General features: G+C 51.6%; 19 protein-coding genes and 1 pseudogene. 17 read left to right on the top strand and 3 right to left on the bottom strand.

The features are described from left to right. The first annotated feature begins 14 nt into the window (after positions 1-14). From I2H39_RS08570 to I2H39_RS08520, 11 genes are all read left to right on the top strand, one after another. A complete protein-coding gene (locus tag I2H39_RS08570) occupies positions 15-977 on the top strand; it encodes an ABC transporter permease (RefSeq protein WP_138306791.1) in 963 nt (320 codons plus the stop codon). Beyond that, positions 974-2,599 carry a response regulator gene (locus I2H39_RS08565; protein WP_240305278.1) on the top strand — a complete coding sequence of 542 codons (1,626 nt, stop codon included), beginning with the start codon at positions 974-976 and terminating at the stop codon, positions 2,597-2,599. Before I2H39_RS08570 ends, I2H39_RS08565 begins: the two co-directional genes overlap by 4 nt. Before the next feature lie 12 nt (positions 2,600-2,611). Continuing rightward, on the top strand, positions 2,612-3,625 hold the full coding sequence (locus I2H39_RS08560) for a sensor histidine kinase (RefSeq protein ID WP_138306792.1): 1,014 nt from the start codon (positions 2,612-2,614) through the stop codon (positions 3,623-3,625). Next, positions 3,622-5,055 (top strand): ATP-binding cassette domain-containing protein, encoded by a 1,434-nt coding sequence (locus I2H39_RS08555; RefSeq protein ID WP_138306793.1) that lies wholly within the window; start codon positions 3,622-3,624, stop codon positions 5,053-5,055. Before I2H39_RS08560 ends, I2H39_RS08555 begins: the two co-directional genes overlap by 4 nt. Positions 5,056-5,199: 144 nt before the next feature. Continuing rightward, complete coding sequence (locus I2H39_RS08550) at positions 5,200-6,918, top strand: DUF5722 domain-containing protein (protein WP_195626261.1); 1,719 nt, start codon at positions 5,200-5,202, stop codon at positions 6,916-6,918. 132 nt (positions 6,919-7,050) lie between these two features. Continuing rightward, positions 7,051-8,265: an aspartate kinase gene (locus I2H39_RS08545; RefSeq protein WP_195626260.1), complete on the top strand. Its 1,215-nt coding sequence runs from the start codon at positions 7,051-7,053 to the stop codon at positions 8,263-8,265. Between the two features lie 255 nt (positions 8,266-8,520). Next, positions 8,521-9,972, top strand: a complete 1,452-nt coding sequence (locus I2H39_RS08540) for a carboxyl transferase domain-containing protein (RefSeq protein WP_138306796.1) — start codon at positions 8,521-8,523, stop codon at positions 9,970-9,972. 17 nt (positions 9,973-9,989) lie between these two features. Then, a complete protein-coding gene (locus I2H39_RS08535) occupies positions 9,990-10,805 on the top strand; it encodes an OadG family transporter subunit (protein WP_195626259.1) in 816 nt (271 codons plus the stop codon). A 50-nt stretch (positions 10,806-10,855) separates the two neighbouring features. Then, entirely contained in the window at positions 10,856-11,245 is a 390-nt protein-coding gene (locus I2H39_RS08530; RefSeq protein WP_195626258.1) for a biotin/lipoyl-containing protein, read from the top strand. 50 nt (positions 11,246-11,295) lie between these two features. After that, entirely contained in the window at positions 11,296-12,441 is a 1,146-nt protein-coding gene (locus tag I2H39_RS08525) for a sodium ion-translocating decarboxylase subunit beta (protein WP_138306799.1), read from the top strand. A gap of 34 nt (positions 12,442-12,475) precedes the next feature. Next, on the top strand, positions 12,476-13,888 hold the full coding sequence (locus I2H39_RS08520; protein WP_138306800.1) for an oxaloacetate decarboxylase subunit alpha: 1,413 nt from the start codon (positions 12,476-12,478) through the stop codon (positions 13,886-13,888). A gap of 140 nt (positions 13,889-14,028) precedes the next feature. Here the strand turns inward: I2H39_RS08520 and I2H39_RS08515 are convergent, their stop codons facing one another. Further along, a complete protein-coding gene (locus tag I2H39_RS08515) occupies positions 14,029-15,282 on the bottom strand; it encodes a S8 family peptidase (RefSeq protein WP_195626257.1) in 1,254 nt (417 codons plus the stop codon). Between the two features lie 107 nt (positions 15,283-15,389). Then, on the bottom strand, positions 15,390-17,678 hold the full coding sequence (locus tag I2H39_RS08510; protein ID WP_195626256.1) for a glycogen/starch/alpha-glucan phosphorylase: 2,289 nt from the start codon (positions 17,676-17,678) through the stop codon (positions 15,390-15,392). Positions 17,679-17,843: 165 nt separating this feature from the next. On the opposite strand from I2H39_RS08510, the gene I2H39_RS08505 reads away from it, so the two are divergent. Continuing rightward, positions 17,844-18,797, top strand: coding sequence for an AraC family transcriptional regulator (locus I2H39_RS08505; RefSeq protein WP_330640729.1), 954 nt, complete (start codon positions 17,844-17,846; stop codon positions 18,795-18,797). Positions 18,798-18,875: 78 nt separating this feature from the next. Further along, complete coding sequence (malQ, locus tag I2H39_RS08500) at positions 18,876-20,375, top strand: 4-alpha-glucanotransferase (protein WP_195626254.1); 1,500 nt, start codon at positions 18,876-18,878, stop codon at positions 20,373-20,375. Between the two features lie 63 nt (positions 20,376-20,438). Here the strand turns inward: malQ and I2H39_RS08495 are convergent, their stop codons facing one another. Continuing rightward, positions 20,439-20,987, bottom strand: coding sequence for a GNAT family N-acetyltransferase (locus I2H39_RS08495; RefSeq protein ID WP_138306805.1), 549 nt, complete (start codon positions 20,985-20,987; stop codon positions 20,439-20,441). 232 nt (positions 20,988-21,219) lie between these two features. Between I2H39_RS08495 and I2H39_RS08490 the strand changes: the two genes are divergently transcribed. From I2H39_RS08490 to I2H39_RS08475, 4 genes and pseudogenes are all read left to right on the top strand, one after another. After that, on the top strand, positions 21,220-22,674 hold the full coding sequence (locus tag I2H39_RS08490; protein WP_138306806.1) for a cell wall-binding protein: 1,455 nt from the start codon (positions 21,220-21,222) through the stop codon (positions 22,672-22,674). Positions 22,675-23,121: 447 nt separating this feature from the next. Continuing rightward, positions 23,122-24,792, top strand: a complete 1,671-nt coding sequence (locus I2H39_RS08485) for a putative manganese-dependent inorganic diphosphatase (protein WP_195626253.1) — start codon at positions 23,122-23,124, stop codon at positions 24,790-24,792. 17 nt (positions 24,793-24,809) lie between these two features. Then, positions 24,810-25,400: a flavin reductase family protein gene (locus I2H39_RS08480; protein ID WP_195626252.1), complete on the top strand. Its 591-nt coding sequence runs from the start codon at positions 24,810-24,812 to the stop codon at positions 25,398-25,400. Positions 25,401-25,420: 20 nt separating this feature from the next. Continuing rightward, positions 25,421-25,897, top strand: a pseudogene (locus I2H39_RS08475) (shikimate kinase); the annotation flags it as partial. Positions 25,898-26,172 lie beyond the last annotated feature (275 nt).

The following is a 26,172-nucleotide window of genomic DNA, read 5'->3' as shown; positions in this document are numbered from 1 at the left end:
ATAATGGAGGGCATATGAAAAATAAAGCATTAAAAAATGTACTCAATGTAAACGGGGTGGGAATCATAGGCATGTATCTGGTGGTGTTCATCGGACTCAGCATTGCATGCCCTAATTTCCTGAAATTCTCCAATATCATGATTGGGATACGGCAGGCGGTTTATACGGCCATTGTGGCTTTTGCAATGACCTTTGTCATTTCCCTGGGAGGAATCGACCTGTCCGTGGGTTCCACGGTGGGAATCAGCGGCATGGTACTGGCGGCCATGATACTGGGCGGCTACAATATTTATCTGGCCATTGGCGTGGTAATCCTGCTGGGGGCATTCATCGGTCTGATTAACGGCCTTCTGGTGACAAAGCTCAGGATTGCATACTTTATTGCCACCCTGGGAACCATGAGCATACTGCGCGGCCTGATTTATGTGTACACAAAGGGAATCCCTCTCTATGGACTGAAATATCCGGAAATCCAGTTTGTGGGCCAGGGATATATCGGGGTCATCCCATTTCCAATTATTCTCACCCTGATTATTCTTCTGGTATGTTATTATCTTTTCTATAAGACAAAGTTTGGGAGATATACGGTTTCCATCGGCAGCAACGAGGACGCGGCCAAGCTGGTGGGAATCAATGTGGATAAAATAAAGATTCTGGTATTCATGCTCAGCGGAGTGCTCTGCGCCATAGTGGGCGTGATACTGGCGTCCAGAAGCGAGGCCGCTGTGCCTGAGGCCGGTAATGCGTATGAGATGGATGCCATTGCAGCCACGGTCATAGGCGGAACCAGCATGTCGGGAGGAAAGGGAAATATGGTGGGCACTGCCTTTGGGGCAATACTCATGGCAACCATTAAGAACGGCCTGAGCCTGCTGAACGTCAACACCTTCTGGCACCAGGTTGTCATTGGCATCTTTATCCTGTTTGCAGTGGCGCTGGACGGGTATGCATCCAACCGGGCAGCCAAGAATGGATGATGGTCTGGGGAGGGACAAGTCTGTTGAAGGTTCTGATTGCTGACGATGAGATTAATATTATATTGCTGATAAAAAGCCTGATTGACCGCCAGAAGACAGATGTGGAAATCATAGGGGAAGCAGGGGACGGAATCACTGCCCTGGAAATGGTGCGCCGGCTGAAGCCGGACGTGGTGATAACAGATATCAGGATGCCGGGAATGAGCGGAATGGACCTGATACGCCATGTGAGGGAAGAGCAGATTCCCGTGGAATTTGTGATTATCAGCGGATACAGTGAATTCGAGTATGCCAGAAGCGCCATTCAGTACGGCGTGTCGGACTACCTGTTAAAGCCTGTCAGGAAGGATGAGCTGAACGATGTCCTTACCAAGCTGGAGAGCCAGAGGGCCAGCAGGAAGGAGCAGCAGATGCAGTTTAACCGTATGGAGGACCGGCTGGCGGCCAACAACGGGATACTGCGCAAGAACCTTCTGCAGAATCTTCTGGTGGGGGATGGAGTGCAGTTTGGCCAGGCGCTGAGGTCTGGGAGAACTAAGGATATCTTTGATTTCAGGGGCAGCTGTTTCACCATGGCGGCAGTCAAGCTGGACTGTGTGTCGGATTCCGAATACCAGGTGCCTGAACAGGCCGTTGAGACCATAACCGTTAAAATCATGAGGAAGCTGAAGGCCTGCTGCCATGATACGGAGTTCATCATCAGCCGGTCCTGGGGCTATATCTGCCTGAACTACGACGGCGGCCAGCCTGCCCTGGACCACATATGCTCCGAACTGGAGGAGATGCTGGAGCGCACGGAATACAAGAATGATTTGTTTGAGATGACAGTGGGAATCGGCAGCCGTGTTTCCTCCCCGGAATACCTGCCGGCTTCCCTGGACACGGCTGTGAAATCCGTGATGCTGCGCATTGACCTGGGCGTGGGAAATGTTATCCGCCATGACAGGCTGCCGGAGAATTATAAGAAGGATTCTTATGCCCTTCCCAAAGAATTTGAAGCAAAGCTGGAACGGCAGGTTCCGCTTCTGGCGCCGGGGAAGCTTGTGCTCATAGGGGAGGAGGCCATGAACCGGGCGGTGGAGGGACAGTACCGGTATTACAGGCTTTACGGCTTTCTGGAGGAGATGCTAAAGAGGGCCGGCCTTGTATTTTCAGACATTATGAAGGACTATGAGATTCCCGATACCGAGCCGTATATCAGGCGGCTGGAAAACTGCACTGCCTTGAATCAGCTGAAACAGGTATGGGCGGATTACATCAATGTGAGCTGCCAGCTGTGCCAGCGGCAGAAGGACGGCATGGGAAGCCGCCCTGTGCGGATGATTAAGGAGTATATCGGCGAGCATTACAGTGAGAATATCACCCTCAATGACATTGCCGATATCGTGTTTCTGAACCCCGCCTATCTGAGCGCCATGTTCAAAAAGGAGACAGGCCAGACCCTGACCCAGTACCTGATTGATGTGCGTATTGACAAGGCAAAGGAAATGCTCAGGAGCCCTGAGAAGTCCATCGGAGAGATTGCCTGTCTGGTGGGGTATCAGGATGAACGGCATTTCAGCAAGCTTTTTTCCAAAATGACCGGTGTGAAACCAACGCAGTACCGCAGGTTTTATGTTTGATGGGTGGTGCCTATGATGAGGAAGCTGCAGACCAACCGTTCCTATTTTTATCTGCTGCTGGCAGACCGTATCGTTGTGATGCTTCTGTTTCTTTTCCTGTTATTCGGGCCTTTTAGGACCAGGACAGGAATTTTTGTGCTGCTGCTGTTTTTCCTGTACCAGGCAGTGATGCTGGCAGTGTTCTGCGTCCGGTTCCTGGGCCCTCTGCGGGAGATAGAGAAGATTTCTGAAATGATTGCAGAGCCTGAGAGCCATATGGCGGATTTAAAAGGCGGCAGGCCCATACACCGTCTGATTCAGTATGTAAAGCAGTCAGTGGAAAATGAATATACCTCCCAGATGCTGGCGTCCCAGGCAGAAATCCACGCCCTGCAAAGCCAGATTAACCCCCATTTCCTCTACAATACCCTGGATACCATCCGGAGCATGGCCATTATACGGGATTCAGAGGACATAGCCCAGATGGCAGAGTCCCTGTCCATGCTGTTCCGGTACAGCATAAGCAGGCCCGGGGAGATGGCCACCCTTAAGGATGAGCTGGGCAATGTGAAAAATTATCTGCTGATTCAGGGATACCGCTTTCCGGGCAAATTCAAATACCAGCAGAAGATAGAGGATGAGGAACTGCTGCAGTACAAGCTTCCTGTGCTCACCATACAGCCTGTGATTGAGAACGCCATCCACCATGGGCTGGAGACAAAGGTGGGAGGGGGGCAGGTCAGCGTGTACGCTTACAGCACACAGGAACGCTTCATTATCCGCATTGCCGACAACGGCATGGGCATGACGGAGCAGCAGGTGGATGATATCAGGGAAAGGCTGGCCAAAGGCAGTCATATTTACCGGCAGGACAGGGACATAAGAAAGCGGGGGAATACCGGAATTGCCCTTCCCAATGTGAACCAGAGGATTAAGTTTTATTACGGAGATGACTACGGAATCAAGGTATACAGTACGGCGGGCATTGGCACCATTGTGGAAATCATTCTTCCCACTGCCGCTGATTCGAAGGGCGGTGAGTCATGAGAATCGAAAAGATACGGCTGGATGAGATAAAAAAGGCATATGGGGATATAAAGGCCCTGGAGGATATCAGTCTCTCCCTGTACAAGGGGGAGCTGCTTTGCGTTGCAGGACTCAGCGGAAGCGGCAAGTCCGTGCTGGCGGATATCATCAGCGGCAGGACTTCCATGAGCGGGGGAAGGATGTATGTGGACAGCAGACCGGCAGCCTTTGCCTCCATCCGCCAGGCCCAGACCGCCGGAATATTCTGCGTCCGGTATAAGACATCGGTCATCAATGATATTTCCGTGGAAGAAAACCTGTGTCTGCTGCAGAAACAGGGCTGCCTGGCCTTTCCGGCCAGGCAGGGAACCATCCGCATGAGGGAAACCCTTAAGGCGCTGGGGGTGGAGTGCAGGCTCCAGGCCCCTGTGGGCAGCTTAAGCCTGATGGAGCGCCATACCATAGAGATATGCAGGGCCTGCTGCGCCGGCATGAAGGTGCTGGTGCTGGACGGAATCGCAAGGGATTATACACTGAAGGAAATCCAGTATATGAAGGAGCTTGTTGCGCGGCTTAAGGAGAGGGGCGTCTCCATTGTGTGGATAGACACAAGGCCGGAAATCATGCTGGATGCAGCGGACCGTCTGGCCATCCTGAGAAAAGGGAGCCTTGCGGCGGTATTGTTCCGGGAGGAATTTGACCGGCAGGTAATTGACCGCATTATAATCGGAGGGAACCGGAAGGCAGGACGGGAAATCACCCGGTCCCAGGCAGAACGCAGCGGGCGAACAGAGCTTCTCGCGGTACGGGAGGTGCGGGCCAGGGAATTGCGGGACGTGAGTTTTCACGTGTGCCCCGGCGAGGTGGTGGGCTTCATCCATCCGGAGGAAACATACTGCCGGGAAATTGTGCGGCTTCTCAGCGGGGAACTGAAGGTGGAATCGGGAAGCGCCTGGCTGGCCGGGCGTCAGGTGGAGCTGTCAGGCGGAAGGAAGAACATGGTCAGATACGGCTTTGGATATATTGAGGATTACAAGAAGAGCCTTTTTCCAAAGCTGGATGTTGCCGAAAACCTGACCATTGCCGGTCTGGAATACTTTGCACCCGGAGTGGGGGTGCGGGAGAAGCTGGAGCAGGCGGTTGCCTGTGATTACCTGGCATTGCTGGACATCCGGGAGGAAGATTTGAAACGTCCCATAGAGACGCTGAGCCACCGGTGCCAGCTGAACGTGGCCCTGTATAAGTGGATTATAGCCAGGGCAAGGCTGATTGTCATGGACAATCTGTTTTCGGGCACGGATATATTGATGAGGAATTCGGTCAGGGAATTTCTGGAGTTTGCAAAGAGCAGGGGAATCGGAGTTGTATACTGTTCACCCAATGAAAGTGAGCTGGCGTCGGTGTGCGACAGGCTCTATGAATTGGCGGAAGGAAAGGTTTCCAGCAGATAGAAGCGTATGAGCCGCGTAAAAGCGTCACTCCCAGCAGATGGAAAATTAAGAGACATGTAATAAAAAGTTCAGTGAAAAAGTAAACTTATTTATGTATGATGTATCATGTATCCTATTTTGGAGAAAGTTGGGAGGAATTCATAAATGAAGAAACCATTCATTCAAGGAGGTAAGGCCCTGACCCTGGCGGCGGCCCTGTTGTGCGGCACGGCATTTATGGGAAGCTTTACGGCCTTTGGAGCCACGGCCCAGGCGGAGAGCCAGGCAGAGGCCCAGGCATTTACGCCGCTGGTGGCGGGACAGATTACTTCCTGTAAGATTTCAGGAGATAAACAGAACGTAGAGATTGGATTTTCCAGCAGCGGGGATGCGACGGGCACGGACGGCAACGTCTATGTATTTGAGATGCAGCCCTATGAGGAAGAGCTGGGAAGCCGCAGCGACTTTATTGCTTCCGCCCCGGCCTTAAGCGGCGCCTCGGTAAGCGTGCCCCTGAACCTGGGCACACCCCAGGATAAGCTCTACAGCCGGTTTGTCCTGGCTGTATTTGACGGGACCAGGTTTACAAAGGTCAGCCAGCCCCACTACATAACCAATCCTGAGCTGATTGCCGGGAACCAGACGCCCTTTAACGACCCGCTGACCAAAAAGGGGCTTGTGATTGAGATTGACATGCTCAGCGATGCCTTTGACCTGGGCGTGAAGCATGTCACCACCAACATTGCATTTTCCCAGATTATGGGAACGGGAATTGAATACCAGTATGACGGCAAAACCTACCATTTTAACAAAGGCGTGGTGGACGCTTATGACAAGACCATCAGCGCGCTGTCAAACAAGGGAATGACTGTAACGGTTATCCTGCTCAATGACTGGAACCCCAATACGCCGGATTTGGTGTATCCCGGCACCCAGAAGAATTCCAATGCATTCTACTATATGTTCAATGCTGAAACCGAGGCCGGATTTGACCAGACAAAGGCAATCGCCTCCTTCCTGGCCCAGCATTACAGCGGCAATAACCCCAATTACGGGAAGGTGTCGAACTGGATTATCGGCAATGAGATTAACAACCAGCAGTGGAACTACATGGGTCCCATGGACCTGACAAACTATGTGAAGGCATACCAGAAGGCTTTCCGCGTTATCTACACAGCCATTAAGAGCACCAATGCCAATGACCGGGTATATTTCTCGCTGGACTATAACTGGATGAACGAGATTGACGGCAAGCTTAAATACGGAGGCAAGGAGATAGTGGACAGTTTTAACTCCATAGCCAACACCCAGGGGCAGATGGACTGGGGCCTGGCCTATCATCCCTATCCATGCCCCATGACAGAGCCGGAATTCTGGGATGACCCGCAGTCCACAGGACTGTTTACAAATGATTTCAATTCACTGGTTATCAATTTTGCCAACTTAAACGTGCTGACGGATTACTTCGTACAGGATACCCTGAGGGCGCCTGCAGGCAATGTGCGCCACATCATCCTTACGGAGCAGGGCTTTACATCCTACAGCCCCACCAGGGGCAATATTCCGGAGATTCAGGCTGCGGCTTACGCCTATTCCTATTACCTGGTGGACAGCAATCCGTATATTGATGCCTACACGGTCAGCCGTCAGGTGGACGCTCCCTCTGAGGCCAAAGACGGACTGAAGTTTGGTCTGTGGGAGTGCGACATGAACCAGCCCAACCTGATTGTGGCTACCAAGCGCAAGAAGATATGGCAGGTATTCCGGGATATCGACAAGAAGAACGCCACCCTGGAGGCCGCTGAGTTTGCAAAGCCAATTATCGGCATTAATAAGTGGTCGGATGTGGTTCCGGACTTCAAGTGGAAGAACCTGGAGAAATAGCAGATAAGGCCGGATTTGGTTGACAAACAAAATCCAGCGTGTAAAATATTTAAATATAAGCGCTTGCTGGCGGCGGCCTTTGGGGCCGCCGCTTTTTGGCGGGATACAATGTATGGACGAAAGGAATGACATATGGGCTTAATTGTACAGAAATTCGGAGGAACCTCTGTGGCTGATGCCGCCCGGCTGCGCCATGTGGCTGAAATCATCACGGATACATACAAGGCCGGCAACCAGGTGGTGGCGGTGCTGTCCGCCCAGGGGGATACCACCGACGAGCTGATTGAGAAGGCAAATGAAATCAATCCCCTTGCCTCCAACCGGGAGATGGATATGCTGCTGTCCACCGGGGAGCAGATGTCCGTGGCCCTCTGCGCCATGGCGGTGGAGGCGCTGGGATACCCGGTTATTTCCCTGACCGGATGGCAGGCCGGTATGGTTACCAATACCGTTGCCAGGAATGCCAGAATCAAGAAGGTGGACACGGAGCGCATTGAGACAGAGCTGAATCAGAAGAAAATCGTGATTGTCACAGGATTTCAGGGAATTAACCGTTACGAGGACATCACCACCCTTGGCAGGGGCGGCTCCGATACGTCGGCGGTTGCGCTGGCTGCTTCCCTCCGGGCGGACCTGTGCCAGATTTACACGGATGTGGACGGGGTGTATACGGCTGACCCAAGAATTGTGAAGGACGCAAGGAAACTGGATGAGGTTACATACAATGAGATGCTGGAGCTGGCTACCCTGGGGGCCCAGGTGCTCCACAACCGTTCCGTGGAAATGGCAAAGAAATACAATGTAAAGCTGGAGGTGCTCTCAAGCTTTACAGGGCATCCGGGTACAAAGGTGAAGGAGGTTGCAAAACGCATGGAGAAATCATATATCAGCAGTGTGGCTAAGAATGTAAATATCGCAAGGATAGCCCTGATTGGGGTGCCCAATGAGATTGGCACATCCTTTAAGGTGTTCTCCCTGCTGGCTCAGAACCATATTAATGTGGATATCATATTACAGGGAATCGGTCATGAGGAAGGCAAGGACATCTGCTTTACCGTGGCCCAGTCCGACCTGGAGGCAGCAGCCGTGCTGTTAAGGGAGCATCAGGAGTCCATTGGCTTTGGCCGCCTGGAGACCAACAGCCATATTGCAAAGGTTTCCGTGGTGGGAGCCGGCATGATTAACCATCCCGGCGTGGCGGCAACCCTGTTTGAGGCGCTTTACGACGCCAACATCAATATCAATATGATATCCACCAGCGAGATTAAGATATCCGTACTGGTGGATGAAAAGGATGCGGAGAAGGCCGTACAGGTCATTCATGACAAATTTTTTTCCATGGGCTAAATGAATAATGGGTTTGTAACAAAAAAGAGTTGCGGCTGTTCATATATTTTGTGAAAGCCACAGCTCTTTTCGTATTTACGAATCTTAAAATTCGTTAATATTTTCACCTTTTTCGAGGAAAAGAGCTTGCTATTTGACAAATTTATTATTATAATTGTATGTGGCAATATTTCTGCTTTTTTTTGCAGCGGGCCTGAGAATGGGTTTTCCGTTGCTTAGATATTGTTAAACTTATGAATGATGGAGGACTGGAAAATGAGTAATTCAGCACAAACTTCAGCAAGCAGCCGCATAGCAGCCCTGCTTGATGAGAACAGTTTTGTTGAAGTCGGAGCCTATATAAAGGCCAGAAGCACTGACTTTAACATGACTGAGCAGGAGACCCCCGCTGACGGCGTGGTTACCGGCTACGGTACCATAGGCGGATGCCTGGTGTATGTATACAGCCAGGATGCGTCTGTATTAGGCGGCTCCATGGGCGAAATGCATGCAAAGAAAATCTGCAACATCTATTCCATGGCAATGAAGATGGGAGCACCTGTAATCGGTTTGGTAGACTGTGCAGGTCTGCGTCTTCAGGAGGCGACCGATGCCCTGGACGGCTTCGGCAAGCTGTACTTAAGCCAGACCATGGCTTCCGGCGTGATTCCTCAGATAACAGCAATCTTTGGAACCTGCGGCGGCGGCATGGCAGTATCTGCCGGCATCACAGATTTCACCTTCATGGAAGAGAAGTCCGGCAAACTGTTTGTTAATTCACCTAATGCCATTGACGGCAATTATAAAGAGAAGTGTGATACCTCCAGCGCAGATTTCCAGAGCAGGGAATCCGGACTGGCAGATTTCACAGGAGACGAGGATTCCATCATCGCCCAGATACGCGCCCTGGTTTCCATCCTTCCCGCCAACAATGAGGACGATATGTCATACGGCGAGTGCCAGGATGATTTAAACCGTATCTGCGATAATATCGAGGGATGCACCGGTGACACGGCCCTGGCCCTGACACTGATATCCGATAACAGCTTCTTCATGGAGGTTAAGAAGAATTATGAGCCTTCCATGGTGACCGGTTTCATCCGCCTGAACGGGACAACCATCGGTTGTGTGGCAAACCGTACGGAACTCTATGAGAACGGCGAAAAGAAGGAGACATTTGAGCCTGTACTGTCCGGCAAGGGCTGTGACAAGGCCACTGATTTCATCAATTTCTGCGACGCATTCAACATTCCTGTGCTTACACTGGTGAATGTAAAGGGCTACAAGGCCAAGATGTGCAGCGAGAGAAGGATTGCAAAAGCTGCTGCGCGTCTTACCTATGCATATGCAAATGCCAGCGTTCCCAAGGTAACGGTAGTTGTCAAGGAAGCATTCGGAAGCGCATACCTGACCATGGGCAGCAAGTCCATTGGCGCTGATGTGGTTTATGCATGGCCAAACGCTGTCATCGGCATGATGAATCCATCCGATGCAGTTAAAATTATGTATGCCAAGGAAATCGCCGCATCCGGTGATGCCGCCGCACTCATCAATGAAAAGACAGCAGAGTACACTGCACTTCAGTCCAGCGCTGCTGCAGCAGCGGGAAGAGGATATGTAGATGACATAATCAAGGCAGGTGAGACCCGCCAGCGGGTAATCGCAGCCTTTGAAATGCTGTTCACAAAGAGAGAGGACCGTCCGTCTAAGAAGCATGGCACGGTTTAAAGAGAGGTGACAGGTATATGAGACGATTAATGAAACGAGTGGCAGCAGCAGTTCTGATGGCCGCCTGCCTGTTGAGCCTGTCGGCCTGCTCAGCAAAACAGGAGGAAACCGCGGCAGCTTCCCGGATTGCCACGGATGGAACTCCTGCAGATGATATGATGGCGGAGTACGCCAAGCTGACAGCAGTCCAGTCACTGGGCGTCAGCACGGAAGGGCTGATTGCACAGAAGGTTATGGCAGAGGCCCAGGGAAATGCAGTCATGGCAGCCATCTGTGACGAGCAGATTAATGCAAGGAAGGAACTGGGAGAAGTCAGGAGCATTGATATTGACGACGCAAGCGTGGTACAGATGGCAGATGGTTCATACACCGTTATGCTGCCTGTTGCCTTCACCGAGGGTTCCATGCAGTATGTCATGAATCTGAATATGATTTCCCAGCAGATTGTGGACGCTGAGTTTACGGAGCTTGCTTCTAATGAAGAAGAGGGCAAGACCATCGGACAGCTGATGGAGACAGCAACGGTATATGCGGTAATCGGCATAGGCACCGTGTTCGCGGTTCTTATCTTTATCAGCCTGCTGATTGCCTGCTTTAAGTTCATCCACAAGTGGGAGACAGGAAAGAATACAAAGGCAGAGCCTGCACCGGCGGCACCTGCACCGGTTAAGGCGGCAGCGCCGGCTCCCGCACCAGCCGCAGGCGGTGACCTGATGGGCGATGCAGAACTGGTGGCAGTGATTTCAGCAGCCATTGCAGCATATGAGGGAACTTCTTCTAACGGACTGGTGGTTCGTTCCATCCGCCGTGTACAGAGGTCGAAAGGCAGATAAGAGGACGGGAAACGTTCCATAACTATTTTCATTCAGGAGGAATTGAAATCATGAAGAATTATACAATCACAGTTAATGGTAAAGCATATGCAGTAACCGTAGAAGAAGGCGCTGTATCCGGCATTGCGGCAGCACCTGCAGCACCCGTTGCGGCTCCCGCAGCACCAGCGGCAGCTCCGGCGCCTGCAGCAGCACCTGCACCCGCAGCACCAGCAGGAACAGCAGGTTCCGTCAGCGTATCCGCACCCATGCCCGGCAAGGTAGTGGCTGTTAAGGCAGCTGTGGGACAGGCTGTGAAAAAGGGCGACGTAATCCTGGTTCTGGAAGCTATGAAGATGGAAAACGACATCGTAGCTCCTCAGGATGGAACAATTGCCAGCATTAATGCGTCCACCGGCGATTCCGTTGAATCTGGCGCGGTATTAGCTACTCTGAACTAACTATAGAGATGAGCCCATAGCAATGTGGGATTCATTATGGAGGGAACATTATGGATTTTGGCAATATAATTAATAACCTGCTGAATCAGATGGCCTTTTTCCATCTGGAAGCAGGCAACTATGTAATGATAGCAGTGGCCCTGGTGTTCTTATACCTTGCTATCAGAAAGGGATTTGAACCCCTGCTGCTGATTCCGATTGCATTCGGTATGCTGCTGGTTAATATTTATCCGGATATCATGTATTCTCCGGAGCAGACGTCCAACGGAACCGGCGGACTTCTGTGGTACTTTTTCCAGCTGGATGAGTGGAGTATCTTACCATCCCTTATCTTCCTGGGCGTTGGAGCCATGACAGACTTTGGCCCCCTTATCGCAAACCCAATCAGTTTCCTCATGGGCGCTGCGGCACAGCTGGGCATTTATTCCGCATATTTCCTGGCTATCCTGCTGGGATTCTCAGGCAAGGAGTCTGCCGCCATCTCCATTATCGGCGGTGCAGACGGCCCTACATCCCTGTTCCTGTGCAGTAAGCTGGGGCAGACCCAGATTATGGGCCCCATTGCAGTTGCAGCTTATTCCTACATGGCGCTGGTGCCCATTATCCAGCCGCCGTTCATGAAGCTGCTGACAACTGAAAAAGAGCGCAAGATTAAGATGGAGCAGCTTCGTCCCGTATCCAAGCTGGAGAAGATTCTGTTCCCCATCATCGTAACCATCGTGGTTTGTCTGATTCTGCCGTCCACAGCGCCCCTTGTAGGTATGCTGATGTTAGGCAACCTGTTCCGCGAGAGCGGTGTTGTAAAGCAGCTGGCTGATACGGCAAGCAACGCCCTGATGTATATCGTGGTTATCCTGCTGGGTACATCCGTAGGCGCCACCACCAGTGCGGATGCATTCTTAAATGTGACTACCATCAAGATTGTTGCCCTGGGCCTGACTGCATTCATCTTCGGAACCATTGGCGGCGTTCTTTTAGGCAAGCTCCTCTGCAAGATTACCGGAGGAAAGATTAATCCGCTTATCGGTTCTGCCGGCGTGTCCGCAGTTCCTATGGCAGCCCGTGTATCCCAGAAAGTGGGGGCTGAAGCAGACCCCACCAACTTCCTGCTGATGCACGCAATGGGACCAAACGTTGCAGGCGTTATCGGCACAGCAGTTGCGGCCGGTACTTTCATGGCAATCTTTGGGGTATAATGACATTAGATTTTAAACGAGGAGGATTAGAACTATGGCAGAGATAGAGAAGAGGCCAGTGAAGATTGTGGAAACCGTCCTTCGTGACGCCCACCAGTCTTTGCTTGCGACCAGAATGTCCACTGAGCAGATGCTGCCCATTATTGATAAGATGGACAAGGTAGGCTACCATGCGGTTGAGTGCTGGGGCGGAGCTACCTTTGATTCCTGCCTCCGTTTCCTGAAGGAAGACCCATGGGAGAGACTGAGGAAACTGAGAGACGGATTTAAGAACACCAAGCTGCAGATGCTGTTCCGCGGACAGAACATCCTGGGATATAACCATTATGCAGACGATGTTGTGGAGTACTTTGTACAGAAGTCCATTTCCAACGGTATTGATATTATCCGTATCTTTGACTGTCTGAATGATATCCGCAACCTGGAGACAGCTGTAAAGGCCACCAACAGGGAAAAAGGACATGCGCAGATTGCACTGTGCTACACCCTGGGCGATGCCTACACCCTGGACTACTGGAAGGATATTGCCAAGAGGATTGAGGACATGGGCGCTGATTCCCTGTGTATCAAGGACATGGCAGGACTGCTGACTCCATATGCGGCGGCAGAGCTGGTACAGGCCCTGAAGGAAGGAACAAAGCTTCCAATCGACCTGCATACCCACTACACATCAGGCGTTGCTTCAATGACCTACTTAAAGGCAGTGGAGGCAGGATGTGAAATCATTGACTGCGCCATGTCGCCTCTGGCCCTGGGAACCAGCCAGCCGGCTACCGAGGTTATGGTGGAGACTTTCCGCGGCACACCATATGATACGGGCTATGACCAGTCACTGCTGGCCGAGATTGCAGACCACTTCCAGCCCATACGTGAGCAGGCCCTTAAGAGCGGCCTTCTGAACCCGAAGGTACTGGGCGTTAATATCAAGACCCTCCAGTATCAGGTGCCGGGCGGCATGCTTTCCAACCTGGTAAGCCAGTTAAAAGAGGCTGGACAGGAAGACAAGTACCGTCAGGTTCTGGAGGAGATTCCGAGAGTGCGTAAGGACTTTGGAGAGCCTCCGTTAGTTACCCCGTCTTCCCAGATTGTGGGTACCCAGGCTGTTATGAACGTTATCATGGGCGAGCGCTATAAGATGGTTCCCAAGGAATCCAAGAAAATCATGCTGGGTGAATTCGGCCAGACTGTTAAGCCCTTTAATCCGGAAGTACAGAAAAAGATTATCGGAGACGAGACGCCGATTACCTGCCGTCCGGCAGACCTGCTTGCTCCGCAGCTTCCTCAGTTTGAGAAGGAATGCGCACAGTGGAAGCAGCAGGATGAGGATGTCCTCAGCTATGCGCTGTTCCCGGCAGTGGCCAAGGATTTCTTCGAGTACAGGGCTGCCCAGCAGACCAAGGTGGATGGCAGTGTGGCCGACAAGGACAGCAAGGCTTATCCGGTTTAATTGTGCAGAAGAACCATGGTGGAGAAGTAAGAAGAAATACACAGCGGTACAGATGAAATAGAAGAAATAGAAGAAGGCAGCTTTCATATCTGTTGCAGATATGGGGGCTGCCTTTTTATATAGCCTGTGTGTTATGAGCCTTACTGCCGTCCCCACTGCATAGCCCCGCCCGCATCCAGCATTCCGCCGCATAATACCTTGCCATTCAGACTGTCCATCTTGCGGGCTGAGGCCAGGATTATGTTTTTGATGTCCGGCAGGCTTAATTCCGGCCTGGATGTATAGAGCATGGCAGCAACGCCGGTGACCATGGGGGCTGCCATGGAGGTGCCGCTCATAAAGGCATATCCATTGTCAGGCGTAATCCCCAGGATGAAGGTGCCGGGAGCAGCGATATCCACGCTGCCGGGGCCGAAGTTGGAACTCTCATCCAGGGTGCCGTCAAACATCAGGTTGGCTACGGTTATCACGTTGTCAAAGGGAAGGGAGGCAGGGTAAATGGGGGAGGCGTCTATGTTGTAGCCGATGCCGTTGTCATCCCCGTTGCCTGCAGCCACAATGAACAGCATGCCGGAGTCCCGGATGGCTGCCCTGAACTCTTCCGTACAGTTCTGGGACCCGAAGCTCAGATTGCATATCTGGGCTCCGTTGGCTTCCGCGTATTTGATGGCCGCAATCACATTTTCGGGGGAGCCCTTTCCCTCTGTTCCGCCCAGGGCCTTTACCGGCATGATTTTCACATAATGATTGTCAGCGATGCCCACAATGCCGCCGTTATCCCTGGGCGCCGCAATGGTGCCTGCCGCATGGGTGCCGTGGACATCCTCCGCGCCTTCATATACCTGGCCGTTGTTGCTGTAAAAGTTCCAGCCGTTTACATCGTCCACAAACCCGTTGCCGTCATTGTCAATGCCGTCTCCGGGAATCTCATCCTCGTTGACCCATATGGAGCCCTGTAAATCCGGATGGGAGATATCCACCCCGGTGTCAATGACCGCCACGGTCAGGGGACGCTTTGTCTCTGTCCGGGCGTAGGCCTGCCATGCAGGCTGGATATTGATGTCAATCCCGGGGACGGCGTCAATGGCGCTGGTCAGGATATTGGCCGGTTCCAGCGGGGGAAGGGCGATGGCGTCCACCTTTCCGCGTTTGTTTCTGTGAACATAGGCCGGGTCCAGGGAGTCGATATCCAGTTCCTGGACTATTTTTTGTGCCTGGCCGTCATTTTTCAGAGCCCACTGGTAGGATGCCTTGTCATCCTTGACGGACAGGTTGTTGAGGCCGGGGCCTACTGCAAAGGCGGAGAAAGAGTTATCTGCCGCATTATAGGGGACGGCCCCGGACGCTGTGGCAATTGCCAGGAAAAGCGCCGTGGCCGTAATCAGTTTTTTCATGATTATGCTCCTTCTTCATGTTTCATTATACCATTGTACTAGTATAACACATAAGATAGCATAAGACTTTGAACATTTTATGAAAATCCTTCCGATTTTATTACAAATTATGGTACAAGCCCTGTGTCCAGCTTCCATATATCCCGGTTGTACTCTTCAATGGTACGGTCAGATGAGAAATAACCGGCCCTGCTGATATTGATTAGCATTTTCCTGGCCCAGGCAGTCCGGTTCTCATAGTCGCAGTAGGCCTGTTCCCTGGTCTGGCAGTAGGCTTTAAAGTCAGGGAAGGTCATGAACCAGTCTTTGCTTAGCAGCTCGCTGTACAGGCGCTCCAAGTGCTCCCTGGAACCAACAGACAGCATGGCCGGGCCGACGATGAAGTCAACGGCTTTCTTAAGGTCCGGGTCTGCCTCATAGTAGGAACGTGAGCAGTAGCTGCCCTCTGCGTACCGCCGGATGACTGTCTCGCTGGATTCGCCGAATATATAGATGTTGCCGTCGCCCACCAGCTGGTGGATTTCCACATTGGCTCCGTCGTCCGTACCCAGGGTCACGGCTCCGTTGAGCATGAATTTCATGTTGCTGGTGCCGCTGGCTTCCTTGGAGGCCAGGGATATCTGCTCTGAGATATCGCAGGCAGGAATCAGCTTTTCAGCCAGGCTTACATTGTAGTTGTTTACCATTACCACCTTCAGCCAGGGATTTACGTCCGGGTCCTGGTCAATGACCTGCTGGAGGCAGAGTATCATGTGGATGATATCCTTTGCAATGGTATACGCAGGCGCTGCCTTGGCTCCGAAAATGGCTGTGATGGGAGTGGTGGGCCTGCTGCCCCCCTTGATTTCCAGGTATTTGTGTATCAGGTAAAGGGCGTTCATCTGCTGGCGCTTGTATTCGTGAAGCCGCTTTACCTGGATGTCAAAAATGGATTTGGGGTCAATGTCCAGGCCCTGGGTATCCTTCAGGTAGCCTGCCAGCTCCTGCTTTTTACTGTCCTTGATGGCTAAGAGACTGTGCAGGGTCTTTATGTTGGCTGTAAATGCCTTGTCATCCAGTTTCTTAAGTTCAAATGCATCCTTCTTAAAACCATCGCCAATGAGTTCCGACACATAGCCTGCCAGCTGGGGGTTGCAGTGAAGCAGCCACCGGCGGAAGGTGATGCCATTTGTCTTGTTATTGAATTTCTCCGGGTAGAGCCTGTAAAAATGATTCAGTTCATTGTTCTTCAGTATATCCGTGTGAAGGGCAGCCACGCCGTTGACGCTGAAACCGTAGTGGATGTCAATGTGGGCCATGTGAACCCGGTCGCCCTTGTCAATGATATATACGGATGGGTCCTCAAATTTCCTGCGCACCTTGTCATCCAGTATTTCCATAATGGGTATCAGCTGGGGAACCGCTTCCTTAAAATAGTCCATGGGCCAGGTCTCCAGGGCTTCCGCCAGGATGGTGTGGTTGGTGTAAGCGCAGGTATTCATCACCACCTGGATGGCGTCATCCATTTCCATGCCATGCTCCGTGGTGAGAAGACGAATCAGTTCGGGAATGACCATGGTGGGGTGGGTGTCATTGATTTGGATAACAGCATAGTCGGGCAGGTCGTAAAGGGTGGAGCCCTTTGCCGCTGCCTCGTCCAGTATGAGGCGGGCAGCGTTGCTTACCATGAAGTACTGCTGGTAAATGCGCAGTATCTGGCCTGCCCTGTCGCTGTCGTCCGGGTAGAGGAACAGGGTCAGGTTCTTCCTGATATCGGTCTTGTCAAAGGAAATCCCTTCCTCCACAAGGGATTCATCCACGGTCTCCACGTCAAATAAATGGAGCTTGTTGGTGCGGCTGCCATAGCCGGTGACCTCAATGTCATACATCCGTGAGGTAAGGGTAAAGTTCCTGTATGGAATCTGGTAGGTGACATTAGTCCTGTTGAGCCAGGAGGTATGTTCCATCCATGGATTCGGTTCCTCGATCTGGAGATTGTCCCTGAATAACTGCCTGAACAGGCCGAAATGGTAGTTCAGCCCGATACCGTCCCCGTTCAGCCCCAGGGTGGCGATGGAGTCCAGGAAACAGGCTGCCAGCCTGCCCAGCCCGCCGTTGCCCAGGGATGGTTCCGGCTCCAGCTCCTCCAGGACGCAGAGGTCCCTGCCGTGGCCTGCCAGAATGGATTTCACCTGGCTGTAGATGCCCAGGTTTATCATATTGTTGGATAACAGCTTTCCTATGAGGAATTCAGCGGAAATGTAGTATAATTTCTTTTTGCCCTGGGCGGATTCCCGGTCCCCGGACAGTTTATTTACCAGACAGAGCAGTCCGGTGTACAGCTCTTTGTCGGTACAGCTTGAAATATCTTTTTTGCATGCTTCTGTCAGCATTTGTTCCAATTGGTTTTGATTCATGATTTGCATTCCTTTCCCTAAGGTGCGCCCGTTGCGGCATGATTGTACGTTTGTCTGTATTATAATGGGATGGAAAAAGAAAATCTTGCATAATTATGTGATGATATAGTACAATACTATCAAAAATGCGAAAAAGGTGGTTTACAAATGCAGGACGTCCTTAAAATGGGGAGCGGATATCAGGGGGATGGCAGGGCTGGAGCTCAGGGGGAAGATGCATGGGAGCAGGACAGAAGCAGCCGGCGCGGGGAATATGGCTACCATGAGGTAAAAGAACATGCGGGAAAGGATTTCCCTTTTAACATTTACCCCTGTTCCATTCCTGCGGATTTCAGGCAGGTCCCGGTTCACTGGCATGAGGATATGGAGATTATTGCTGTAAAAAAGGGGCGCGGCATGGTGACTGTGGATATGGAGCTCTATGAAGCGCGGGAGGGGGAGGCTGTGGTGGTTTTTCCTGGGCAGCTTCACGGCATCAGCCGGTGCGGTTCTGAGGTGATGGAGTATGAAAATATTATTTTCCTCCCTTCCATGCTCATGACGGATGAATCAGACCTGTGCACCTATGATTTTCTGCGGCCCATGACAGAGGGGGGAATAGGGGAGCCCCTTCATATTACAGACAGGCTGCCGGATTATGCGGCCTTTATGGAATGTATCAGGAAAATGGACCAGCTGTGCGGTCAAAAGAGCTATGCCTACCAGATGGGGGTAAAGGGGGCCCTGTTCTGGTTTCTGGGCCTGATTGCAGGTATCCGGGGACCGGGAGCAGCGGGGCAGCCGCGCAAATCCAGGGAGAGGATGAAGCGGCTGCTGGAGTACATGGAGGAACACTACGGGGAGAGAATAACCGTGGAGGACGGGGCGCAGCTCTGCTTTTACAGTAATTCACATTTTATGAAGTATTTTAAACAATATATGGGGGTGCCGTTTACACAGTATCTCAATGAATTCCGTCTGGAAAAAGCAGCGGGAATGCTGCTTACCACCACGGAGCCGGTGACGGCCGTGGCCCAGAGATGCGGGTTTGATAATATATCCTATTTTAACAGGCTGTTTCGGAGAAAGTACGGTAAGACGCCGGGGGAATACCGGAAGAAAGGGGATAATTACTTGTAGGTGCTGTGAAAGTGTGATAAAATGAAGCGGTATTTTCCGGGGCCAACAGGTGCGCCGGACATAAAGGAGATTATCATTATGCGGGAATGCGGTATGCTGCTTCCGGTTGCCAGCCTGCCTTCGCGGTATGGCATCGGGGCATTTTCTAAGGAAGCATATGATTTTATTGATACATTGAAGGCAGCGGGCCAGAGCTGGTGGCAGATTCTGCCCCTGGGTCCCACCGGGTTTGGGGATTCGCCCTATCAGTCCTTTTCGGCCTTTGCAGGCAATCCTTATTTCATTGACCTGGAAAAGCTGACAGAGGAAGGGCTTCTCACAAAGGAGGAGTGCCGGGATGTGGATTTTGGAAGTAATGAAAGGGACATTGATTATAAGAAGATATACGATGGAAGGTTTCCCCTTTTGAGAAAAGCCTATGAGCGCTGGAAGGACGGACGGGCCGCGGAGCAGGTCCATGGCCTGGCAGTCCAAAAGCTGGGGCATGAGACCAGGGAGTATTGTTTCTATATGGCGGTAAAGAACCACTTTGATTCCTGCAGCTGGAACCTGTGGGATGAAGGAATCCGCCTGAGAAAGCCGGAGGCGCTGGAGGCATACAGGGCCAAGCTGACGGATGAGATTGGATTTTATGAATTCCAGCAGATGAAATTTGAGGAACAGTGGGATGCGCTTAAGGGATATGCCCATGAGCAGGGAATCCGGATTATAGGGGATATCCCTATTTACGTTGCATTTGACAGTGCCGACAGCTGGTCGCATCCTGAACTGTTCCAGTTTGACGGCAATAATATGCCCGGAGCAGTGGCAGGCTGTCCGCCGGACGGTTTTTCGGCCACAGGACAGCTGTGGGGGAATCCACTGTATAACTGGGATTACCACAGGAATACGGAATTTGCCTGGTGGATGCGGAGAATGGAGTACTGTTTCCGCATGTATGATTTGGTGCGGGTGGACCATTTCCGGGGATTTGACGAGTATTACGCCATTCCTTACGGCGATGCCACAGCGGAGTTTGGCCGCTGGGAAAAGGGGCCGGGAATCGAAATCTTCCGGAAGATGCAGGAACATTTCGGCGGGGACAAGCTGCCCATCATTGCAGAGGACCTGGGATTCCTTACGCCTACTGTAAGGCAGCTGCTGAGGGATACCGGATTTCCTGGGATGAAGGTGCTGGAGTTTGCTTTTGACGCAGGTGAGGACAGTGATTACCTGCCCCATAAGTACGGGACCAACTGTGTGGTGTACACAGGCACCCACGACAATGACACCGCAGAGGGCTGGTATGTATCCCTGGATGAACATGACAGGCGTTTTGTCAGGGAGTACATAGGCTCCGGCTGCACGCCGGAGGGGGAAATGCACTGGGATTTAATCAGGGCTGCCCTTGGAAGCGTGGCTGACCTGGCTGTGATTCCGGTCCAGGATTATCTGGGATTGGATACCGCTGCCAGAATCAATGAGCCCTCTACCCTGGGAAAGAACTGGCGGTGGAGGATGAGAGCGGAAGATTTGGATGAGGATATTGTGAAACGCTGCAGGCGGATGGCCGGGATATACGGGCGGCTGGGGAAGTAGCGGGCGGCCGGGGAAGTAGCGGGCGGCCGGACGCCTGGGTGGCAAAACCGAATTAAGCAGGCACTAAAGCCTGTCCGCCGGTATAAACGGCTCCGGCTGCGCCGGATGGGGGCCCAGCATTTTTTCCATCCATACCATATCCCACCACCGGCCCAGTTTATAACCGCATTTGGTGAAATGTCCTACGGTGCGGTAGCCATGTTTTTCGTGGAAGGCAATGCTGCCGGGATTGGGGTAGGCGATACAGGCATTGACATTGATGACATTCTGACGTTTCAGACAGTCCTCCAATGCCTCATAGAGAAGGGAGCCGGCGCCGGTGCGCCGTGCGTCCTCCGACACATAGACAGAGGTCTCCACAGCCCAGTCATAGGCAGCCCTTTCCTTAAATTCGGATGCATAGGCATACCCCAGGATGCGTCCATCCCGGACAGCGGCCAGATAGGGGTACCGCTTCAGGGTGGAGGCGATGCGGTTTTTGAATTCCCGGACCGTGGGGACCTCATATTCAAAGGTAATGGCGGTTTTTTCCACATAGGGTGCATATATGGACAGAAGGGCGGCAGCGTCTGCTTCCTCTGCCGTACGGATGGTGACAGCTGTGTCTGGCATTTGGGTGACTCCTTTCTAAACGGGTATTTCTTCTTATTTTGATTTCTGCGAGGCTGAATCGTAACATACATTTTAGCACTGATTTCACATTTTTTCCATTGGGTGTTCATAAAATTTTCAATCTTTGACTGATAAATAAAAATTAAGTAATTCTTACACAATTTTTCCCCTTTCTCATCCTGTTATTTCCCTCCGTTATCTGATAAAATGATACTATAAGGAGGTGGAGGATATGACCAGACGAAGGATGCTGACAGGATGGGCCATAGGATTACTGATGGGGATAATGGCTGCCGGTACTGCTTTGGGAGCGGAATCCGGGTGGAAGACAGAAGACGGAGTCCTTAAATTCGTGGATACCAAGGGAAATTATGTGACAAATGAATGGAGGACCCGGGACGGAAAATCATACTTCCTGGGAAGCGACGGGGAGATTGAAAAGAGTACCTGGATTGAGAATACATATTATGTGGATGACAAGGGAGTCATGGTGAAGAATTCCTGGGTCCATACAGACGGAAGGGACGGCCTGAAGGAAGAGGGCTGGTATTTCCTGGGCAGGAACGGCAAGACAGAGGAAGGCTGGAAGAACGTGGGAGACGGCCGCTATAATTTTGACAGCGACGGTAAGATGCGCACGGGCTGGTTTTATGAGGGCGATCATATCTATTATCTGGGCGGCAAGGACGACGGGGCCATGAGACGGGGATGGGTATGCCTGGAATTTGATGAGGATAACCTGCCTGAGATTGGTGATATATCCAAGGAGTATAAGAAGGCGGATGAGAATTCCCGTTGGTTTTTCTTCCAGAATAACGGCAAGGCCAAGCGTTCCCTGACAGGCAGCTATGACCAGGAGACAATCCATGGAGAAAAGTTTTATTTTGACCGGAATGGAGTCATGCTCACTGGCTGGCATGCTGTGAAGGAAAAAGCGGACAGTGACGATGCCACGGGCATCAGCCGCTTTGTGTATCTGGGCGGTAAGGACGACGGAGCCATTGCAAAGGGACAGTGGAAACAGCTATCTGAACATCCGGGTGATTCCGGCGACGGGGCAGCCATCTCCAGGAAAGGGGAAGAGGAGCTTCCTAAGGAAGGGGATAAGGAGTGGTATTACTTTGAGAAAAACGGCACTCCCGCATACCTTAAGACCGGTATCGCCACCATGAATGCGGCCACAATCCGGGTGGACGGTGAGAATTATTTTGTGAACCAGTATGGATGCAGAAGGAACGGTCTGGTTAAGATTGTTTCCGGCGGCCGTGTGATGGTGGGGTATTTTGGAGAGAAAGGGTCTGACGGCAGGATGCGCACCGGCAGGAATACCGGCATTGCGGATGACGACGGCAAGCGCTGCACCTTCTACTTCAACACTTCCGGCTCCAATAAGGGCGCTGGCTTCAGCGGAGAAAAGGATGGATTCCTGTACTATAACGGACTGCTGGTGACAGCGGACGGGGATTCCCGGTATGAGGTTTACAAGGTGGAGGGAACGTATTACCTGGTCAATGAATCAGGTAAGGTACAGACCGATGAAAAGGCCTACAAGATTGACGGTGATTATGCCTATTATGTGGAGGACAGGGAAGTGTTTTATACGGATGAAGGCGGAAAGAAGACGAAAAAGGCAGACAGCAGTTCCTCACTTCCGGATTTCACCTGTGACCAGGTATATGAGCTTTGATGAGATATGGGTTTTAATGAGATATGGGCTTTGATGAGATACGGGCTTTGAAAGCATATGAGCTTAAGCGGCCCGCAGAGGTTGGAAAGGGACGGCTTCCGCCATGGTGGCGGAGGGGACGTCCCTTTTAGGTTGTAGTTGAAAAAAGAAATACGGTCTGATATACTGAAATGGCGGGAAGTATCTTGTATACAGTATAAAGATAAGCCGGGGGCTTTCAGCCTCATGGCAGCTTGAAAACGCCTTATAAAATGAGGAGACCCCGATTGTATAACAACCGGGGCAATTATGAAAAATCTATGTGCAATTTTACTATTTATCATTTGTAAATGTAACTTGTTCTTATGAAAATAGTATAAAAAATAAATGTGAACGAAATGTGAATTTGTTGTAAACAGATTATGAAACATTATATATTACCATAGATGCAGAATCGAGGGAGAGAAAATGGAACAGGAATTAAAGAGAAAGACAACGGTCATCGGACACAGGAATCCTGACACGGATTCCATTTGTTCGGCCATCTGTTATGCCAACTTAAAGAGGGCAATTACAGGGGATGCCTATGTTCCGGCCAGGGCAGGCCATGTGAACGGGGAGACTAAGTTTGTCCTGGACTACTTTGGCATGGAGGAGCCCAAGCTGGTGGAGGATGTGAGGACCCAGGTAAAGGACATTGAAATCAGGAAGACCAGAGGGGTGGCGGACAATATTTCCCTAAAAAAGGCATGGAATATCATGCAGGAAAACAATGTGGTGACCATTCCTTCGGTCAGGCCCGACGGCACCCTGGTGGGACTTATCACGGTGGGCGATATCACAAAGACCTATATGAATATTTACGACAGCAGCATCCTGTCTAAAGCCAATACCCAGTATTCCAATATTATTGAGACGCTGGAAGCCGACCTGGTGGTGGGAAATGCGGACGTGTATTTTGACAGGGGAAAGGTGCTGATTGCAGCCGCCAATCCTGACCTGATGGAATTTTACATTGAACCCCATGACCTGGTCATACTGGGCAACCGCTATGAGTCACAGCTCTGCGCCATTGAGATGGGGGCTGACTGCATTATTGTGTGTGAGGGAGCAGGCGTGTCCATGACCATTAAGAAGATTGCCCAGGACAGGGGATGCACGGTTATTGCCACCACCTATGACACGTATACGGCGGCCCGTCTGATTAACCAGAGCATGCCCATCAGCTATTTCATGACCAGGGAGCATCTGATTACCTTTAACAGCGATGATTACACGGATGAAATCCGGGAGGTCATGGCCAGCAAGCGGCACCGGGATTTCCCCATCCTGGACAAGGAGGGAAGGTATCTGGGCATGATTTCACGCAGGAACCTGCTGGGCGCCAAGGGCAAGCAGGTAATCCTGGTGGACCACAATGAGAAGAGCCAGGCAGTGGCAGGCATTGAGAGCGCTGAAATCATGGAAATCATCGACCACCACAGGCTGGGAACCGTCCAGACCATGGCTCCGGTGTTTTTCCGCAACCAGCCCCTGGGCTGTACGGCCACCATCATTTACCAGATGTACCTGGAAAATAAGGTGGAGATTGAGCCGAAGATTGCCGGACTGCTGTGCAGCGCCATTGTGTCGGATACCCTGCTGTTCCGCTCTCCGACCTGTACCCCGGTGGATGAGATGGCAGCCAGGTCCCTGGCCTCCATTGCGGGCCTGGATATTGAGAAATATGCCATGGAGATGTTCGGAGCCGGCAGTAATCTGAAGGATAAGTCCGACGAGGAGATATTCTACCAGGATTTTAAGAAATTCTCAGTTGGCAAGGCGCTGATTGGCGTGGGACAGATTACGTCCTTAAATGACATAGAGCTGGATACCCTGAAGGCGAAGATGCTGGGATATATGGAAAAGGCAAAGGAGAGCAACAGCCTGGATATGGTGTTTTTCATGCTGACCAACATACTGATGGAATCCACAAATCTGATTTGCCACGGGCAGGGCGCGGTGCAGCTGGCGGCCAAGGCATTTCACCTGGATATGGAGGAGGCAACACAACAGCAGGAACCGGTGCTGGGTCTGCCCGGAGTGGTATCGCGCAAGAAGCAGCTGATTCCGGAGCTGATGCTGGCAGAGCAGGATTAGGGCAGGAGGAATAAGATATGTCAAAGGAATACTGGAAACCAGGGAACATGCTCTACCCGGTGCCGGCCGTTATGGTCAGCTGCGGCAGAGAGGGGGAGACTCCTAATATCATCACAGTGGCCTGGGCGGGCACCATATGTTCAGACCCGGCCATGGTGTCCATATCCGTGCGCAAAGAGCGCTTTTCCCACAGCATCATCAAGGATACCGGAGAATTTGTAATCAATCTGGTGAATAAACGGCTGGTACGGGCCACGGATTACTGCGGCGTCAGGTCCGGCAGGGATGTGGATAAGTTTAAGGAGACAAGGCTTACACCGCAGGCATCCAGGTATGTGAAGGCGCCGGGGGTGGAGGAAAGTCCGGTGAACATTGAGTGCAAAGTGGTGGAAGTAAAGGAACTGGGAAGTCATGATATGTTCATTGCCCAGGTGCTGGGAGTGACCATTGACAACCAGTATATGGACGACAGGGGGAAATTTAATCTCAATGCATCAGGGCTGGTGAGCTATTCCCACGGTGAGTATTTTGAGTTGGGAAAGAAGCTGGGAAGCTTTGGATATTCGGTGAAGAAGCCGATTAAAAAGAAGACTGCAAGGAGGAAATAAACGTGAAACCGAATATTACCATGATAGGCATGCCGTCCTCGGGCAAGAGCACCATTGGGGTCCTGTTGGCCAAAAGGCTGGGATTTTCCTTTGTGGACGTGGACATTGTGATACAGGAAAAGGAAGGCAAGCTTTTAAAGGAAATCATTGCGGAAGAGGGCATGGACGGATTCCTGAAGGTGGAGGAGAGGATTAATGCCGGACTGGATGTGGCCCTCTCTGTCATTGCCCCCGGCGGCAGTGTCATATACGGGGAAAAGGCCATGGAGCATCTGAAGGAAATCAGCGAAGTGGTTTATCTGAAGATGAGCTATGAGGAGATGGAAAAGCGCATTGGCAATGTGGTGGACCGCGGCGTTGCCCTGAAGCCGGGTTTTACCCTTCGGGACCTTTACAATGAGCGTGTGCCCTATTATGAGAAATATGCGGACATTACCATTGATGAGGAGGGAAAGACTCCGGGCGACACAGTGGATGCTCTGAGGGACATCATAGAGGGTATGATGGACCGCAATATGATTGAGCGCATTGTGGAGGAACAGAAGAAGATTCTGGAGGAAAAAGACCGCAGGATAGAAGCTTATGAAGCTGAGATTGCGGCCCTTAAGGAGGAGCTTGCGCTTCTCAGGTCTGCCGGGACAGTATAAGCGGAGGATAGGAGTGTATGAAAATTTTTCTGTAAATAGGTATTAGCCAAAGGTCTTCTATGATAAAATAAAAAATCATAGGAGGCCTTTTATTATGGCAAGAGAAAAGAAACCGGTACACCAGG

It is taken from the genome of Clostridium sp. 1001283B150225_161107_B6 (genome assembly GCF_015556325.1).
Classification (GTDB): Bacteria; Bacillota; Clostridia; order Lachnospirales; family Lachnospiraceae; genus Enterocloster.
Note: the sequence above shows the minus strand (reverse complement) of the source record. Positions and strands in the feature narration are given on the sequence as shown.